Source organism: Rhizobium sp. BK251 (assembly GCF_004345245.1).
Lineage (GTDB): Bacteria > Pseudomonadota > Alphaproteobacteria > Rhizobiales > Rhizobiaceae > Rhizobium.
The window spans coordinates 124,565-141,462 of the sequence record NZ_SLUQ01000001.1; the positions used below are offsets into that span (position 1 = coordinate 124,565).

Sequence of the window (16,898 nt, forward strand, 5' to 3'; positions counted from 1 at the left end):
GAAACGCCGGAACCGGCCGCTGTGCGGTCTTAGGGGGCGTGTTCCGAATTGTACTGCATGCGCCTGAGCGGCGCGGCTACGACGCGATTGTCCGTGGCGGTCCGCGCGGCCGATAGCCATGGACGAAGAGCAGGCTCGTCGAAACGGATTTCACGGCGATGGGGTGTAGCGAAAGCGATGGCCAATCCAGTGTCGTGAATACCGCACCGAGCGCAGCCGGCCCGGCTGCGTGCCAGACGGGCTTGGGCGAAGTATTGCGCTCTGCGGCAAGCGTGCCGCGAACGATATCGCGATTGGAGAGATGAAGAGGCTGGTTTTCCCTGACGGGCGAGAAGGATGTGCAGCCGGTGTTCGCGCCGGCACTGAGATTGGCTCCGAGGAAAAGCCCAAGATAGGCGAAGACCGCAAAGACCAGCGAAAATGCCACGCGAGCCCAGCGGTTCCGCGGGTCGTCGTGTGCTTCGTCGTCTTCGACCATGTCGGTCTCGAATGCGCTCACAGGCGAAAGCTTCTCTTACTTCTTCTCGGGAGCAGTCCCGTCGGGCCGGGGCATAGTATCAGGCTGCCCCTAATCTTCATAGTCGAGCCTGTCATGATGCACTTGAGCGAGCCGGTCAACCGTGCCAGGGGCAATTTCTCTCTCAATGCGAGGCTTCTGAGCCCGCCAGCGCCTCATCCAGCTCAGCTCTGCGGCTTCAGGCAGCGCGGCTCCACGCGGTAGGTGTAGATCGTCCGCCCCCGCAGATAGCCCGCCGTGGGTTGCCACGTCTTGACGGTTTCCACCTGGCCCGCCGCGCAGGTGAGCGGGCTGCGCGTGACATAGAGCACCGCTGGCGCCTTCTCGTCATCCGGCAAAGCGAATTCCTGTTCGTAGTAGCTGCTCGGAAAACCGGCGAACCTGCGCGCATAAATGCGCAGCGGTTCGTCGCGAAGCGTGTAGAACAGGTCGGCCAGGAGTTCACGATTGTCCGAGACGATGATGTCTGTGCCGGACTGGCGGGCGAGGTCCGCCACCTCGTGGCTGAGGTCGCTGCGTCCGAGGTAACGCTTCATCACCTGCTCGCCGTTCGGCAGGACAAGGTCATGGGCGAATACAGTCAGGAGCGGGATGGCGATGGCCGGTATCAGGTTGATGATCAGCGAGTTCCTAAGTCCGTGCTTCGTCTCCCGCTGCAGCAGCCAGACGGCAACGATCGTGCCCGCGGCATAGGCTGTCACTGCCCAGTTCGCATAGGCATTCGCCACCAGCGCCTGGAAGGTAATGAGGAGGACGACCGGGACCGAGAGGAGGACGAGGAGCCATTCCCGTTCGTCGCCGATGCGCCGGAACATGCGGTAGGCCGCCCAGAGCATTGCGAAGAAAATCACAGGGCCGACGACGCCGAACTGCGCGAGGAGAAACTCCGCCCCGCCGGCGATGTCGACATGGAGTGAATTCCAGTTGGCGATGTCCTCGGTATGACGCACGGTGGTGATGTCGTGCGTCAGGTTCCACCAGAGATTGGGGGCCGCGAAGACGATTGCCGCGACCACGGCGACGATGAAGTCACGCCATGCGATGCGGGCGGAAGGCAGCAGAATCAGCGCGATCAGGCCACCCGGCACGACGAAGAGGATGGCGTATTTCGACATGAAGGCGAGGCCGAACGAGACGCCCATCAAGAGGGCCAACGCGACGGATTTCTGCTTGGTGAGGCCGAAATAGGCCCAGAGGCCGATCGCCAGAAACAGGAAGAGCACCGTATCCGTCGAAAACAGGACAGACGAGAGCGAAACGGCGGGCAGCGTGATGAAGGTGGCACCGACCCAGGGCTCGATTTCGGGGCCGACAATCTTCCTCGCGGCCTTCATGAGCACCAGCGCGGTCGCCATGTGGAAGAGAGGTCCCGCGATCCTGATCCAGAATATGGAGTCGGACCCGGCAAGTCCGGTAATCGCGCGGATGACCCAGGCGATCATCGGTGGCTTCGAATAATAGCCGAAGTCAAGATTTTGCGCCCAGAACCAGTATTGCGCCTCGTCGACGAAAAGGTCCGTCGTATCGAAACGGAGCATGACGATGCGCCAGACGGTGATGGCGAGGATGAACAGGAGACTGTGTCTGAGAGACATCACCGGCTTCTTCTGATTGCGGCGGAGGGCAAGACTGGTCGCCGGTGCGATACATCAATGCGCGCGCCGTGCCAATCGCGCGCGGCAAAAAACACGCACCGTCATTGATGGCTGGAAATCCGCTCAGAAGAATGAAGGAGGTCGGGGCGGGCAGGCCTCAGAATATTCTGACGGCCGCCCGGCCGCGCTTTGCCTCGATACATGCAAGCAACGCCACGGCCACGGAGGTTGCTATGGCAATCAGGGAAACACCCATTACAAGAACATTCATTGCTCTGTCCTGCAGATATCATGGCTGCTGCAGATGCAATTATAAGGCGAAGCTTGTGCGTAGCTTGCAGCGTCTTGCCGCGGTGCAGCAATGCTTTCGCCGGATGTCGCCAAATTGCTTGAAATCCGGCGGTTTCGCGGCTGCCATTAACCTTCACGCAAGGAATTAACCATAAACATGGTCTAGACGCCGGAATGGGAAGATAGCACCTCCTTTCCTACAGGCATGAAGCCGCGCCGTCGTACCGGGTCTGATCCGGTATCATCTTTCAAGCAGCTCCGGAAAAGACTTTGCCGATCGAGCGGGCTCCACCAGCGGTTTTGCCGCCGGCGAAGCGCACCTCGTCGTCGCACGGATCCGAATGGGGCGGAAAAATCCGCCGCGGCAGGCATTGCCCGGCCATTTGGTGTGGGGACAGGCGTGGGGCAGGACGTGCAAGCAGATCAGGCTCAAAGGACGCAGGCAGGCAGCCTTCGCGATCGCCTGCGCTTTGCCGGGCTCGAGGCCGACCAGTGCGAGCTTGTCCGAAAGCACCGGCCGATGTTGCAGGCGCATCTCAAGACCGGCCTGCGCGATCTTTTTCATCGTTTCCAGTCCTATCCCGATGCCGCACGCAATTTCTCGAGCGAGCGCCAGGTGGAGCGACTGCACGATCTTCATACCTCGCATTGGGACGTGCTGACCGATGCGCGGTTCGACAGTCTCTATGCCGAGCGGGTCAAGGTACTTTCCGATTCCGAAAGCAAGATGGGTCTCGACCCGCGCTGGAACGTTGCCGGACATGCGGTGATGCTTGAGCATCTCGCAGCCGGCATCATAGCGGAACTCGGCGGACAATCTTTTCTGTCCGGTGGCAAGCGCCGCAACACCGAGCTTGCGGATCTCGTGAAGACCGTCATCCGAATGGTGATGGTTGATGTCGAGATTGCGGTTTCGCTGCGCTTCAACGAATTGCGGGTGGGCCACCAGCGCGCCCTTGCCGATCAGCGCGCCGCCGACCAGGCCGAAGCCGTCGCGATCTTCTCGAACGTCGTCCAGGGGCTTGCCGAGCGCGATCTCACGGCACGCGCTCCTTCGGATGTCCCGGAAGCCTATGGTGAAATCACCGCGGCCGTGAACGCCGCCCTCGAAAGCGTCAGAAGTGAGATCGCCTCGCTTGCCGGGCGCGCGCAGGACGCGGAAGGCGCCGTCACGAAGCTTGCCGGCGGCTCCAAGCAGCTCGAAGCAGATGCCGGCAGCCAGTCCGGCGAACTGCTGAGATCCGCGAGGGCCCTCGCAGACATCGCCGACGGCGTCCGCAAGCGTGCGGCAGATACCCGCTCCACCGAAAAAGCCGTTGCGGCTGCGCGCACGGCGGCGGAAGAGAGCGGCCAGGTCGTCGGCCGCGCCATCAGCGCCATGGCCGACATCGAGACCTCGGCGGAAAAGATCGGCCAGATCATCGGCGTCATCGACGAGATTGCCTTCCAGACGAACCTGCTTGCGCTCAATGCCGGCATCGAGGCGGCGCGCGCCGGCGATTCCGGTCGCGGCTTCGCGGTCGTGGCCCAGGAAGTCCGTGCGCTTGCCCAGCGTTCCGCGGATGCCGCAAGTGAGATCAAGACACTGGTCAACACCACAAAGACGCAGGTGGGAGCAGGCGTCCAGATGGTCGGCCGGACGCAGGATGCGATCGGCAGCATCGTCCGCCAGGTAACCGAGATCAACGACGCGATCTCCGGCATTGCGCACGACACGGACGAGCACGCAACGGGTCTGGAAACGGCTAGCGGCGTGGTCGGCGAGCTCGGCGGTCGCGTGGCGGAGACCTCGAAACTGGCCCGGGAGAACAACGCGGGGGCAGACCACCTCCACACCGTTATCCTGGAACTCGGAAAGACCGTCCGCGAATTCCGCATTGCGCGCGAGACCCGCTACACGGCCGACATGGCGCCGCCTCCGGCGCGCCGCCCCGTGCCGGTTGCACGCGAATACGACGTTGTCGAAGCGGACGACTTCGCAGCCGCCGATACCTTCGACCCACCGCTTCGCATCGCCGGTCTCGGCGGCGAGCGGAATGTTTACTGAGATTTGAGAACAACGTGCAAGGAAAGAACTGATGGCAGGCAGGAAAGGCGAGAAAACTCTGAACTTGGCCGCCGTACTGGACCTCAACGAGGCCTCCGCACTGCGCGGAAAGCTGGTGTCCATGCGCGGCAGCAACCTGACGATCGACGCATCCGGCGTCGAGAGGGTCGGCACACTCTGCGCGCAGGTTCTGATGGCGGCCGCCAGGACCTGGGAGGACGACAAGCTCTCCTTCAAGTTCTCCAAGGTATCCGACGCATTTGAGAAGACGATGCAGCTCATCGGCGTGAATTTCGACCATCTGCTCTCGAAGGAGATCCGGCAATGAAGAAAAAAGTGCTCACCGTGGATGACTCCCGCACCATCCGCAACATGCTTCTCGTGACCCTGAACAATGCCGGCTTCGAAACCATCCAGGCGGAAGACGGGGTCGAAGGCCTCGAGGTTCTGGACGAGGCGAATCCGGACGTGATCGTCACGGATATCAATATGCCGCGCCTGGACGGCTTCGGTTTCATCGAGGGCGTACGCCGCAATGAAAAGTATCGCGCCATTCCGATCCTGGTCCTGACCACTGAAAGCGATGCGGAAAAGAAGAATCGGGCTCGCCAGGCCGGCGCCACCGGCTGGATCGTCAAGCCGTTCGACCCCGCCAAGCTGATCGATGCCATTGAGCGTGTAACCGCTTAAACAGGACCTGCCCCCGATGGATATGAACGAAATCAAAGAGATCTTTTTCCAGGAATGCGAGGAGCAGCTCGCGGAACTGGAGTCCGGTCTCCTGAAAATGAACGATGGCGACCGTGATCCGGAAACGGTGAATGCTGTTTTCCGCGCGGTTCATTCGATCAAGGGCGGCGCCGGCGCCTTCGGTCTGGATGACCTGGTTGCCTTCGCCCATGTCTTTGAGACCACTCTCGATTGCGTTCGTTCCAACAAGCTCGAACCGACCCAGGATGTCCTGAAGGTCATGCTGCGCGCCGCCGATGTGCTCGCCGACCTGACGAACGCTGCGCGTGATGGCGGCAGTGTCGACGGCAGCAGAAGCCGCAGCCTCGTCAAGGAACTGGAAGCGCTCGCAAATGGCGAGATGCCTGCACCATCCTCCGCGGCGGAAGCGCCGGCTCCGAAGCCTGCCAAGGCGGCCCCTGCACAGGCTCCCGCTGCCGCAGCGCCGAAGCCCAGCGACGACAGCGGCTTCCAGCCGATCCCCTTCTCCTTCGACGATTTCGGCGGCTCGGACGAGCAGACCTACGAGATCACCTTCAAGCCTCGCGCCGATCTCTACTCCAAGGGCAACGATGCGACGCTGCTGCTGCGGGATCTTTCTCGCATCGGCGAGATGAGCATCCACTGCAACATGGATGCCCTGCCGCGGCTCGACGAGATCGATCCGGAGGCTGCCTATTTCTTCTGGACGATCTCGCTCTCGACCGACAAGGGCGAGGATGCGATCCGTTCCGTGTTCGAATTCGCCGAATGGGATTGCGAACTCGAGGTGACGTTTGCCGAGGAGGCGGCCGTGCAGGCTGCCGGCGAAGATGAACTGCCGATGGTTCCGGTTCCCTTCGACCTTTCGATCCTCGATGGCGAGGGTTCGGCCCCTGCCGAGCAGCAGGCCGGTGCCTCGGATGCGCCGTCGGCGGACGTTTCTGCGGCCATCGCCGCAGCCGAGACCGCAGGTAACGTTGCCCAGATGGCGGCGGCGGCCTCGCGCGCCGAAAAGAAAGAGACGTCGAATGCAGCCGCGGCCGCTGCCGCCCAGAACAACGCTTCGGCAAGCGCCGGCCAGACGATCCGCGTCGACCTCGATCGCGTCGACCGCCTGATCAACCTCGTCGGAGAGCTTGTTATCAACCAGGCGATGCTTTCGCAGAGCGTCATCGAGAACGACACGAACGGCACGTCTTCCATCAACATGGGCCTCGAGGAGCTGCAGCAGCTTACCCGCGAGATCCAGGACAGCGTGATGGCGATCCGCGCCCAGCCGGTGAAGCCGGTCTTCCAGCGCATGTCGCGCATCGTGCGCGAAGTGGCCGACATGGTTGGCAAGTCGATCCGCCTCATCACGGAAGGCGAAAACACCGAAGTCGACAAGACGGTCATCGACAAGCTTGCCGAGCCGCTGACCCACATGATCCGCAACGCCGTCGACCACGGCATTGAAAGCCCCGAGAAGCGTATTGCCGCCGGCAAGAATCCGGAAGGTACGGTCAAGCTGACCGCAAAGCATCGTTCCGGCCGTATCGTCATCGAGCTGGTCGACGACGGCGCCGGCATCAACCGCGAGCGCGTACGGCAGAAGGCCATCGACAACGACCTGATAGCTGCCGACGCCAACCTCTCCGACGAGGAAATCGACAACCTGATCTTCCTGCCGGGCTTCTCGACGGCGGACAAGATCTCCGACATCTCCGGCCGCGGTGTCGGGATGGACGTGGTCAAGCGCTCGATCCAGGCCCTCGGTGGTCGTATCTCGATTACCTCACGCCCGGGCCAGGGCTCGACCTTCACGATGAGCCTCCCGCTGACGCTGGCTGTTCTCGACGGCATGGTCGTCACCGTTGCCGGCCAGACGCTGGTCGTGCCGCTGACGGCGATCGTCGAAACCCTGCAGCCGGAAGCCGCCGCGATCCACTCCTTCGGCGCCAGCCATCGCCTGATCTCGATCCGCAACTCCTTCTGCCCGCTGGTGGACGTCGGTCGTATCCTCAACTTCCGCGCCACCCAGGCCAATCCCGTCGAGGGCGTGGCGCTGTTGGTGGAATCGGAAGGCGGCGGTCAGCGCGCCCTCATGGTCGACGCCATCCAGGGCCAGCGCCAGGTCGTCATCAAGAGCCTCGAGGCGAACTACACGCATGTGCCGGGCATCGCAGCAGCGACCATCCTCGGCGATGGCCGCGTCGCGCTGATCCTCGATGTCGATGCAGTCGTGAGCGCCTCGCGAGGACAGTCCCTCAGGGCCGAAATCTCATTGGCAGCCGCAGGATAAGGTCATGTCTTACACAGTCAAAAGCCTGTCTCAGGGTGATCGCGAGCTCATCGCATTCCGGATCGGGGATCAGGAATTCTGCGTGAACATCATGTCCGTCCGCGAAATCCGCGGCTGGACACCCGCGACCACCATGCCGCATTCGCCGTCGTACATGATCGGCGTCATCAACTTGCGCGGCGCCGTGCTGCCGATCGTCGATCTCTCCGCGCGGCTCGGCATGAAGCCGGCGGAACCGACGCAGCGGCATGTCATCATCGTCGCGCAGGTCAGGCGCAAGACCGTTGGCCTCCTCGTCGACGCCGTTTCCGACATCCTGACCGTGACCGACGACAACATCCAGGCGACGCCGGAAATCTCCTCCGATCTGGAGCGCCAGTTCGCACGCGGCATCCTGGCGATCGACAGCCGCATGATCTGCCTCGTCGAGCTTGAGGCACTGTTTCCCGAGACCGAGAGCGAGGCTGCATGATCGCTTTGGGTGCAACTGATCTCAGGCAATCGCCGGACGAAGTGCTCGCGAGCGGGGAATACCCGTTGACGCGTCGCGACCTCTCGGAAATCGCCGCGATGATCTATTCGGATGCGGGCATCTTCCTGAACGAGACGAAGGCCTCTCTCGTCTATTCCCGCCTTTCCAAGCACATACGCAGCCTCGGGCTCTCCGGCTTCCGGGAATACTGTGCGCTCGTTGCCTCGCCGGCCGGCGCCCAGGCGCGCCGCGAGATGCTCTCGCATCTGACAACCAACTTCACCCGCTTCTTCCGCGAGAACCACCATTTCGAGCATCTGCGCAACGAGGTTCTCCCCAAGCTGGTCGAGCGTGCAAGGTCGGGCGGGCGCGTGCGCATCTGGTCGGCGGCCTGTTCGGACGGCCAGGAGCCCTATTCGATCGCGTTGACCGTACTGTCGCTGATGCCGAATGCGGCCGACTATGATTTCAGAATCCTCGCGACCGACATCGATCCGAAGATACTGAGCCTGGCCCGCGTCGGCGCCTATGACGAGACGGCGCTCGAGACCGTCGCTCCGGCCATGCGCAAGCAGTGGTTCCAGGAGGTCGAGGTCCAGGGCCGCAGGAAGTTCCAGGTCGATGACCGGGTCAAGCGCCTCATCACCTTCAATGAGTTGAACCTGATGGCGCAATGGCCCTTCAAGGGCGATTTCGACGTCATCTTCTGCCGCAACGTCGTCATCTATTTCGACGAGCCGACCCAGATGAAGATCTGGTCGCGCTTTGCTGGCCTGCTGCCGGAGGGGGGCTTCCTCTACATCGGCCATTCGGAACGGGTCTCGGGCGAGGCAAAGAACCTCTTCGACAACACGGGCATTACAACCTACCGCCATATCGGCAAGAGCATGGGGAGAAAGGCATGAGCGCACCTGCACGCGTACTCGTCGTCGACGACTCTCCAACGATGAGGGGTCTCATCACTGCAGTCCTGAGCGCCGATCCCGACGTCAGCGTCGTCGGCCAGGCGGGCGACGCAATGGAGGCGCGCGCCGCCATCAAGCAGCTCAATCCGGATGTCGTGACGCTCGACATCGAGATGCCGAACATGAACGGCCTCGATTTCCTCGAGAAGATCATGCGGCTGAGGCCGATGCCGGTCATCATGGTCTCGACGCTCACTCATCGGGGCGCAGAAGCATCGCTCGCGGCACTGGAAATCGGTGCCTTCGACTGTGTCGGAAAGCCGGCGCCCGGCGATGCGCGGCCCTTCGGGGACCTGGCGGAGAAGGTCAAGGCTGCCGCCCGCACGCAACACCGTCAGGTACGGCCGGCCCAGGCGACTCCTCCGGCGCCACCGCCGGCAGTCGCCGACTTTCGCGTCGGACGCAAGATCGTCGCGATCGGGTCCTCGACCGGTGGCGTCGAAGCCCTGATCGCCGTGCTGCAGAAGTTCCCCGCAAACTGCCCGCCGACGGTCATCACGCAGCACATGCCGTCCACCTTCACGAAGAGTTTTGCCGAGCGGCTGAACCGCATCTGCGCACCCGTCGTCCAGGAAGCAACTGACGGCGCACGGCTCGAAATCGGCAAGATCTACCTCGCCCCCGGCGGCGAGCGGCACCTGCAGGTCGCCAATCCCCATGCGCCCTGCTGCCGTCTCCTTGACCGGGATCCGGTCAACGGCCATCGACCGTCGGTCGACGTGCTGTTCGATTCCGTCGCGGAACTCGCCGGCCGAAACGCCGTCGGCGTGATCCTGACCGGCATGGGCCGGGACGGCGCAGCAGGTCTTTTGAAGATGCGTCATTCCGGTGCCCGTACCGTCGGGCAGAACGAAAAGACCTGCGTGGTCTATGGAATGCCGAGGGTTGCGTATGAGCTCGGAGCCGTTGAGCAGCAGCTGCCGCTGAATGCGATCGGCGAGGAAATATTGAAACTGACGGCCGCCCGAAAAGAAGGAAGTGAATAATGTCAATCGCGGAAAAGATTAAAGTCCTTATTGTCGATGACCAGGTTACAAGTCGCCTCCTGCTCAGCGATGCCCTGACCCAGCTGGGCTTCAAGCAGATCACTGCCGCCGGCGACGGCGAGCAGGGCATGAAGATCATGGAGCAGCAGCCCCATCATCTCGTGATCTCGGATTTCAACATGCCGAAGATGGATGGTCTCGGCTTCCTTCACGCTGTTCGGACCAATCCGACGACGAAGAAGGCGGCCTTCATCATCCTGACTGCCCAGGGTGACCGTGCGCTGGTGCAGAAGGCGGCGCAACTCGGCGCCAACAACGTGCTCGCCAAGCCGTTCACGATCGAGAAGATGAAGGCGGCGATCGAGGCCGTGTTCGGAGCGCTGAAATGATTGTCGAGGGTGCGGCCCGGCGCGTGCACATCATTCAAGGCGAGTACAAGGTCATCAGCGAGCCGAATGTGGTGCTGACGACCATTCTCGGCTCGTGCGTGGCTGCATGCCTGCGTGATCCCGTAGCGGGTGTCGGTGGTATGAACCACTTCCTGCTGCCGGGTACCTCGGCCGCGCCGATGAGCGGTGGCGATGCGACCCGATACGGCGTGCATCTCATGGAGCTCCTGATCAACGGTCTGCTCAAGCAGGGCGCCCGTCGTGATCGGCTGGAGGCCAAGGTCTTCGGCGGGGCAAAGACGATCGCGACCTTCTCCAATGTCGGCGAGCAGAACGCGGCCTTCGCGATGCAGTTCCTGAGGGACGAAGGCATTCCCGTCGTCGGCTCCAGCACGGGCGGGGACCATGGACGCAAGCTTGAATACTGGCCGGAAACGGGGCGGGCAAGGCAATATCCGCTGACCGGCGCCGAAACGCAGCGGACGGTCGCTCTCGAACAGCGTCCTGTCGTTGTCGAGAAGCCTGTCGAAAGTTCTATTGAATTCTTTTGATTGCGAGGAATTTTCTAAAATGAGTTTTGATGGAACTTTGAATGCGGCAGACGGCGAGGAATCCTTGCCTGAACTACTCATGCGGATCGTCTCCGAGCTGCACGATGTCGCTTATCTCATCGAACGGATCGAGCCGCAGCTTCTCGATCTCGGCGGTGTCAGCATCCTCCAGTCGCCGGACAGCATGAAGGTCATGCAGGGGATCGACCTTGCCGTCCAGAAGACGCGCGGGCTGGCTGAATTCATCGATACGATTACCGCCGGCATTCCGCAGGGCTGGACGGTGGAGGTGGCCACGGCGCTGAACCTCGTCAAGCTCGCGGAGATGCAGAAGGCGCTCGGCGGCGGCACGCGCCATGGCCATTCGCAGCCGCTTGCTAAGGCCGCCGGCGATTTCGATTTCTTCTGAGAGCCGCTCGCCAGCCAGCTCCGACTATCCGATGCACGTGCCTCCGGGGACGAAATGGAGGTGCGTGGCGGAAAGCTCTACGACCCTAGGTTCAGGAAACGCTCGCACAAGCTTCGCTATCTATCGTGGGATGAGGCAATAAGCCGTTTTAGTCCTCGACCGATCGTGTGAGAACAGAATGAATCTGTTAAATCAATTACTTCAGGTTTTTAGAAATTTCGCAGACCTGGGAAGAAATCGTCTCATTGCACTCATCGGCATTGGCGTCGTTTCCATGGCCCTGATCCTCGTGGCGGCGCTTTATGTGAACAAGCCGGCCCAGGAAACGCTCTACGTCGGTCTGGAGACACCCGATCTCAACCAGATCAGCATGGCTCTTGCCGAAGCCAACATCGATTTCCAAGTGGGAAGCGACGGTTCGAGCATCAGCGTGCCCGCGGGCATGACCGGAAAGGCAAGGCTGTTCCTCGCAGAGCGTGGCCTGCCGAACAGCGCAAATGCCGGCTATGAACTCTTCGACAACGTAGGCTCGCTCGGTCTTACCTCCTTCATGCAGGAGGTTACGCGCGTGCGTGCGCTCGAAGGCGAAATCGCCCGCACCATCCAGTCGATCTCCGGGATCACCGCTGCACGCGTCCATATCGTCATGCCGGATGTCGGCAACTTCCGGAAGGCGGAGCAGAAACCGACGGCTTCGGTGATGATCCGCGCCAGCGCCTCGACGGGGCGCAATGCCGCGTCCTCGATCCGCCATCTCGTCGCCTCGGCCGTTCCGGGGCTCAACGTCGACGACGTGACCATTCTCGACTCGGCGGGACAGCTGCTCGCCTCCGGCGACGAGGCAAGCAACAGCTCGCTCAATCGCTCGCTCAACATTGTCCAGAACGTCCAGCAGGAAGTCGAATCCAACATCGACAAGGCCCTCGCGCCCTTCCTCGGCATGGACAACTTCCGCTCCAGCGTCACCGCACAGTTGAATACCGACAGCCAGCAGATCCAGGAAACGGTCTACGATCCCGAGTCCAAGGTCGAGCGCTCCATTCGCACGACGAAGGAAGCCAACAAGTCGCAGCAGCGTCAGTCCGACACGGCCGCAACCGTCGAGCAGAACATCCCGCAGGCGGCACCTGAGTCCGGCGGCGCTGGCCCTGAGTCGAGCGACCAGTCCGACAAGAAGGAAGAGCAGACCAACTACGAAATCAACAGCAAGACGGTCGCGACCACCAAGAACAGCTACAGCATTGAAAAGCTCTCGATTGCCGTGGTCGTCAACAAGGGTCGCATTGCCAAGATGGTCGGCGAGCCTGTCGATCAGGCGAAGATCGATGCCTACCTGGCGGAGATGCAGAAGATCGTCGCATCCGCAGCCGGCCTCGACACCAACCGCGGCGACATCGTCTCCGTGACGGCGATGGACTTCCTGGAGAACCAGCTCCTCGAAGACAGCGCCAGTGGCCCGCGCGTCCTGGATATGCTGAGCCGCAACCTCGCCGGCATCATCAACTCGCTCGCCTTCATCGCGGTCGCCTTCCTGGTTGTCTGGATGGGTCTGCGTCCGCTGGTCAAGACGGTGGCCGGCAAGAGCGTCGCAGGCGACGCCATACCGGAACCGTCCGGCCTTGAGCTGCCGGACTTTGCGCCCGCGGGCGGCACAGGTGCCGGCGCGCTCATGGACGGCTTCGGATCCGACTTCGGTTTCGACAGCACCGACGACCTACTCACTATGGGCGACGACGAAGGCAACTTCAACCGGCGCGTCAGGGAAGGGCCGGAGCGGAAGTTGTCACGCATGGTGGAGATCAGCGAAGAGCGCGCTGCAAAGATTCTCCGAAAATGGGCAGTCGAAACTGCTGCATAAGCAAAGGCCGGGAAACCGGCCTTTTCCATTTTCCGATGTATCTTTTGCAGAGAGGCAATGGAAGCTAATCGACATCCATAAAACTGTTAGTATTTGCGATAAAAGTTCAGCTTAATTTCCGAATTTTATTAAAAAGTATTATTTTTTAAATAAAAAATCAACGGTGATTTGTCACGAAAAGCAATTGTTGATTATAGATCATTCGCCGCTCGTAACCCCATGGTCTATCACGTGCGAGCATACACACTAATTTGTCGACGGAGACTCCGGGAGAGTAAAAAGTATTCGCATCATCTGAGAGATATACGTCGAGGATCGCAGATTTATCATCGCGACGAAACATAGTTCGCAAGACGCGAAATTATGTATTGAGGCAAGTTATATTTGTAAAATTCCCGTTTTACGAGAGGCGTATTGCTAGCTCTAAAGAATCAACCTAGTATTAGCCCGTAGTAGCCCGAATGAATATGATCAGGGCGATTCGTCATGCATAAGAGCGGTGCCGAGTAAATCCCAAGAACGCGGAGATGGAGATTTATAAGCCATGGCTTACGGTAAGGCGATTCGCGAAGATGTCATCGGCGGCCCGGCGCGTTGTGGGCTGGTGTGAGTAACTTGTTCGCATAGCGTGTGGTCGACTTCAGCGGCGGGAAGTACGAAGATGGACATGCATATATTGCAGGCGAGCAAAGGTGACAGGCCAGTAGCCGCACCAACGCCTGCGACCGGCCCGAGGCTGCTGTCACGAGAGCAGCTCATCAGGCAGCTTGGTCTTTTCGCCGGAGAAGCTCGTCTCCAGCCAGGACTGCGGATTATGGCCGACTATGTCGGTGCATCGCACTATCTGCTCGCGCGTTGCGATCTCGTGCAGGAAAGCGGACTCGACTTCGTTCTTTCGTCGGATTGGCCGTTCGATCTCGTGAAGGGCCTGGCAAACGAGCTGGTCAGTGGGCAGTCGCGCACGACCGAGCTCGAAAAATGCCTGCAGCTCTTTCAGCCGAGCTTCACCCTTCTACCGGCCGGTGCGGAGCTCCCGGAAGGCGTGAGCCGCCAATCCTGCACGCTGACATTCAATGTCGGCCGCTCGCGTCTCTCCTTCATCTTTCTCTTTTTCGACGGTTTTGTCGTGTCGCCGGAACGCCTGCGCGATATCGGCTTGCTGGCCGGCTACTTCGCAAGTTTCCTCGATAGGGGCAGCGGCAAGGCGGAGCGGGATTTCGAGTTGACCGAACGCGAGATCGAATGCCTTTTCTGGATTGCCGAAGGCAAGACCAGCGACGAGATCGCGGTCATCCTCGGCATCTCGCGCAATACCATCAACAACTACATCACGAGCGTGATGCGCAAGACCGCCACCAAGACGCGATCCGAGGCGATTGCCTTTGCGGTCAGGAACAACCTTGTCTGAGGAGAATCAATGGGGCATCCGTCAGGCAGGGCGGCCTTCAACGCGGATGAAATGCGCATGATGCGTCTTCACAGGATTTCCAGCCGGTCCGACCTCTTTCCGCGCCTGGTTGCCATGCAGAAACTGGTGGATGCCCAGCACTTCGCAATCTATCGCGTCACCGGCTCCGGCCTGCCGGGTCGACAGCGGCTCGTCTGCGAGTTCGACAATTGGGGGACGAGTAATGCGTCCATCAACAAGGCCTTTGCCGACGCCTATGGTGAGACGCTCATCGAGCATATCGACAAGTCGATGCTGCCGCTGGTTTGGAATGGCAGCAGCGAGGATCACTCGGTCGAGACCTTCGACATTTCTCCCTTTGTTGTCCGGCTCAAGGGCAATGTTGTGCCTTTCTCCGGCATAGCCTTCCCGGTACGCCTCGGCGCCGTCGGCAACGGCTATGTTCTGCTGATGGCAGACCAGCTGGATTTGACGAGCGATACGGTCGTCGAGCTGCACGGTCGCAGCTGCCACGTCATGGTCGATCTGCTTTCGCTGGATGAGCGGCGAGTGGCCGCAGCCGAATCGCTCAGCGATCGTGAGATCGCCTGCCTGCAGCTTGCCGGCGATGGCAGGATCAGCGAGGAGATCGCCGACAAGCTTGGCCTGTCGGTCCATACGGTGAATGCCTATCTGGGCTCGGCGACGATCAAGCTCGACTCCGTCAACCGCATCCAGGCGATCGCCAAGGCGATCCGGCTCGGCTACATCAGCTGACAAGAGCGGGATAGCCTTTCCCCCGGAGATCGATGTCGAATCCGGGGCAGGGGCGAATTAGGCGTCTGGATTGTCGGTTCTACGCATGGTGCGCGGCGGAGGCTGGCGTTCAGCCTGCCATGGCGTCGGGCCGCCGGACTTCGTAGCGAGCTTGTCTAAGGCTATTCTCGAGGAGAGCGGTATTTTCATCCGGGTCGGCGGACGGATCCTGGAAGGCGATATGGTTGATGTCGATGCCGGCATGATCGCCGGCGAGCGCGAGCCGCGCATAGATCGTCACGCCGGGCGGTTTGATTTCGAGGTCGAGCGTTATTTCCGGAAGGCCGCCCCATTCGAGCTTGTAATCGCCTCCGACGCCGAAATTGACGATGCCCGGATGAAAATAAAGTTCCGCAGCAGAGGCCACGAGATCGGTGATACTGCCGTAATACTCGAACCGCAGCAGGGAGATCAGGTCGGCAGGATCAAGCAGCCTGAGTTCGCTCGCGACTGGGCTGATCGCCTCGGCCAGGATCTTTTCACGTTGGGCAGAGTAGGGGCATTTTTTCATTCGGCTTATCGTACCCGTTTATTATTCTGCTGCGCGGCGTAGACCCGGTGTATGAGTTCCGCGACAGCCTTGTAAAAGACTGATGGAATGACACTATCGACCGAGACTTGCGCAAACATGGAGCGGGCGAGCGGAGGGTCCTCGAAGACCGGAATGCCGCTTTTCTCGGCAATCTCCCTAATTTTGAGCGCAATCAGGTCCTGGCCCTTGGCGACGACGACCGGCGCGTCGTTTTCTTCCCTTACATAGCGCAGTGCTACGGCGAAGTGGGTCGGGTTGGCGATGACGAGCGTCGCGCGCGGTACGTTGTTGATCATGCGCCGGCGGGCGCGGTCGCGCGCCACCGACCTCTGGCGCGACTTGACGGCTGGGTCGCCCTGGGCCTGCTTGTACTCCTCCTTGACCTCGTGCTTCGTCATCCTGAGCTGGGAGAACCAATGGTGCCGGGTCCAGAAGAGGTCGATGATCGCGACTGTCGCCGTCGCGAGAAGAATGACGATCACGATCTTCTTGAGCACGGCCGTCACGTTCACGAGGATCGTCTGCGGGTCGGAAAACATCGAATCGATGGAGTGGAAAAATTCCGAGCGAAGGACGAAGAACATGATGATCGAAACGATCACGATCTTGAAAAGCGACTTGCCGAACTCGACGAGACCGGGCCCGCTGAATATCCGATTCCAGCCCTTTACGATCGAGATTCGCGAGAATTGCGGGCGTATGCGCTCGAGCACAGGCTGCGGCAGGTTCTGGAAGATCGAAGCACCCAGACCGAAGATGATGAAGAGAATGAAGGCCGGTCCAAGGAGTGCCGCCATCGCCCAGCCGAGACGCACGAAAAGCGAAATGACGTCGGGACCGGTCTCGAGTTTCCACTGATCGGGTTGTTCGAAAAGATCCCGCAGGATCTCGCCCATGTGGCTGACCCCATTCGGAGCGAAGAAAAGGAGATAGAGGAAGATCGCAGCGGTGGAGGCGAAGATCGGTGCCTCTCGCGAGAATGGCACGTTGCCCTTTTCGGCGGCGTCGCGAAGCTTTTTCTCGGTTGGCGACTCGGTCTTGCTGTCCTTGTCTTCATCGTCAGCCAAGATCGCCGCCCCTTCTCAATCGCG

17 protein-coding genes are annotated in these 16,898 nt (G+C 60.9%); 13 read left to right on the forward strand and 4 right to left on the reverse strand.

What is annotated here, in order from left to right:
* Positions 1 to 76: 76 nt before the first annotated feature.
* A complete protein-coding gene (locus EV286_RS00610; RefSeq protein WP_132955060.1) occupies positions 77 to 499 on the reverse strand; it encodes a hypothetical protein in 423 nt (140 codons plus the stop codon).
* A 182-nt stretch (positions 500 to 681) separates the two neighbouring features.
* Positions 682 to 2,112, reverse strand: a complete 1,431-nt coding sequence (locus tag EV286_RS00615; RefSeq protein ID WP_132955061.1) for a glycosyltransferase family 39 protein — start codon at positions 2,110 to 2,112, stop codon at positions 682 to 684.
* A 691-nt stretch (positions 2,113 to 2,803) separates the two neighbouring features.
* On the opposite strand from EV286_RS00615, the gene EV286_RS00620 reads away from it, so the two are divergent.
* From EV286_RS00620 to EV286_RS00680, 13 genes are all read left to right on the forward strand, one after another.
* On the forward strand, positions 2,804 to 4,450 hold the full coding sequence (locus EV286_RS00620; protein ID WP_132955062.1) for a globin-coupled sensor protein: 1,647 nt from the start codon (positions 2,804 to 2,806) through the stop codon (positions 4,448 to 4,450).
* 31 nt (positions 4,451 to 4,481) lie between these two features.
* Positions 4,482 to 4,778: an STAS domain-containing protein gene (locus tag EV286_RS00625; RefSeq protein WP_132955063.1), complete on the forward strand. Its 297-nt coding sequence runs from the start codon at positions 4,482 to 4,484 to the stop codon at positions 4,776 to 4,778.
* Entirely contained in the window at positions 4,775 to 5,140 is a 366-nt protein-coding gene (cheY1, locus tag EV286_RS00630; protein ID WP_132955064.1) for a chemotaxis response regulator CheY1, read from the forward strand. The genes EV286_RS00625 and cheY1 overlap by 4 nt, the downstream gene beginning before the upstream one ends.
* Positions 5,141 to 5,156: 16 nt before the next feature.
* A complete protein-coding gene (locus tag EV286_RS00635) occupies positions 5,157 to 7,442 on the forward strand; it encodes a chemotaxis protein CheA (RefSeq protein WP_132955065.1) in 2,286 nt (761 codons plus the stop codon).
* 4 nt (positions 7,443 to 7,446) lie between these two features.
* Positions 7,447 to 7,914: a chemotaxis protein CheW gene (locus EV286_RS00640; RefSeq protein ID WP_132955066.1), complete on the forward strand. Its 468-nt coding sequence runs from the start codon at positions 7,447 to 7,449 to the stop codon at positions 7,912 to 7,914.
* A complete protein-coding gene (gene cheR / locus EV286_RS00645; RefSeq protein ID WP_132955067.1) occupies positions 7,911 to 8,819 on the forward strand; it encodes a protein-glutamate O-methyltransferase CheR in 909 nt (302 codons plus the stop codon). Before EV286_RS00640 ends, cheR begins: the two co-directional genes overlap by 4 nt.
* Positions 8,816 to 9,865 carry a protein-glutamate O-methylesterase CheB gene (gene cheB, locus EV286_RS00650; RefSeq protein ID WP_132955068.1) on the forward strand — a complete coding sequence of 350 codons (1,050 nt, stop codon included), beginning with the start codon at positions 8,816 to 8,818 and terminating at the stop codon, positions 9,863 to 9,865. Before cheR ends, cheB begins: the two co-directional genes overlap by 4 nt.
* Positions 9,865 to 10,254 (forward strand): chemotaxis response regulator CheY2, encoded by a 390-nt coding sequence (gene cheY2 / locus EV286_RS00655; protein ID WP_132955069.1) that lies wholly within the window; start codon positions 9,865 to 9,867, stop codon positions 10,252 to 10,254. The genes cheB and cheY2 overlap by 1 nt, the downstream gene beginning before the upstream one ends.
* On the forward strand, positions 10,251 to 10,805 hold the full coding sequence (gene cheD, locus EV286_RS00660) for a chemoreceptor glutamine deamidase CheD (RefSeq protein WP_132955070.1): 555 nt from the start codon (positions 10,251 to 10,253) through the stop codon (positions 10,803 to 10,805). Before cheY2 ends, cheD begins: the two co-directional genes overlap by 4 nt.
* A 19-nt stretch (positions 10,806 to 10,824) precedes the next feature.
* On the forward strand, positions 10,825 to 11,214 hold the full coding sequence (locus tag EV286_RS00665) for a hypothetical protein (protein WP_132955071.1): 390 nt from the start codon (positions 10,825 to 10,827) through the stop codon (positions 11,212 to 11,214).
* 178 nt (positions 11,215 to 11,392) lie between these two features.
* Positions 11,393 to 13,072 (forward strand): flagellar basal-body MS-ring/collar protein FliF, encoded by a 1,680-nt coding sequence (gene fliF, locus EV286_RS00670; protein WP_132955072.1) that lies wholly within the window; start codon positions 11,393 to 11,395, stop codon positions 13,070 to 13,072.
* 661 nt (positions 13,073 to 13,733) lie between these two features.
* Entirely contained in the window at positions 13,734 to 14,480 is a 747-nt protein-coding gene (locus tag EV286_RS00675; RefSeq protein ID WP_132955073.1) for a helix-turn-helix transcriptional regulator, read from the forward strand.
* Positions 14,481 to 14,489: 9 nt separating this feature from the next.
* Positions 14,490 to 15,236, forward strand: coding sequence for a helix-turn-helix transcriptional regulator (locus EV286_RS00680; RefSeq protein WP_132955074.1), 747 nt, complete (start codon positions 14,490 to 14,492; stop codon positions 15,234 to 15,236).
* Positions 15,237 to 15,345: 109 nt separating this feature from the next.
* On the opposite strand, the gene EV286_RS00685 is transcribed toward EV286_RS00680, so the two are convergent.
* Together EV286_RS00685 and flhB are read right to left on the reverse strand one after the other, a co-directional pair.
* Positions 15,346 to 15,786, reverse strand: a complete 441-nt coding sequence (locus EV286_RS00685; RefSeq protein WP_132955075.1) for a hypothetical protein — start codon at positions 15,784 to 15,786, stop codon at positions 15,346 to 15,348.
* A gap of 5 nt (positions 15,787 to 15,791) precedes the next feature.
* Complete coding sequence (gene flhB, locus EV286_RS00690; protein ID WP_132955076.1) at positions 15,792 to 16,874, reverse strand: flagellar biosynthesis protein FlhB; 1,083 nt, start codon at positions 16,872 to 16,874, stop codon at positions 15,792 to 15,794.
* Positions 16,875 to 16,898: the final 24 nt, after the last annotated feature.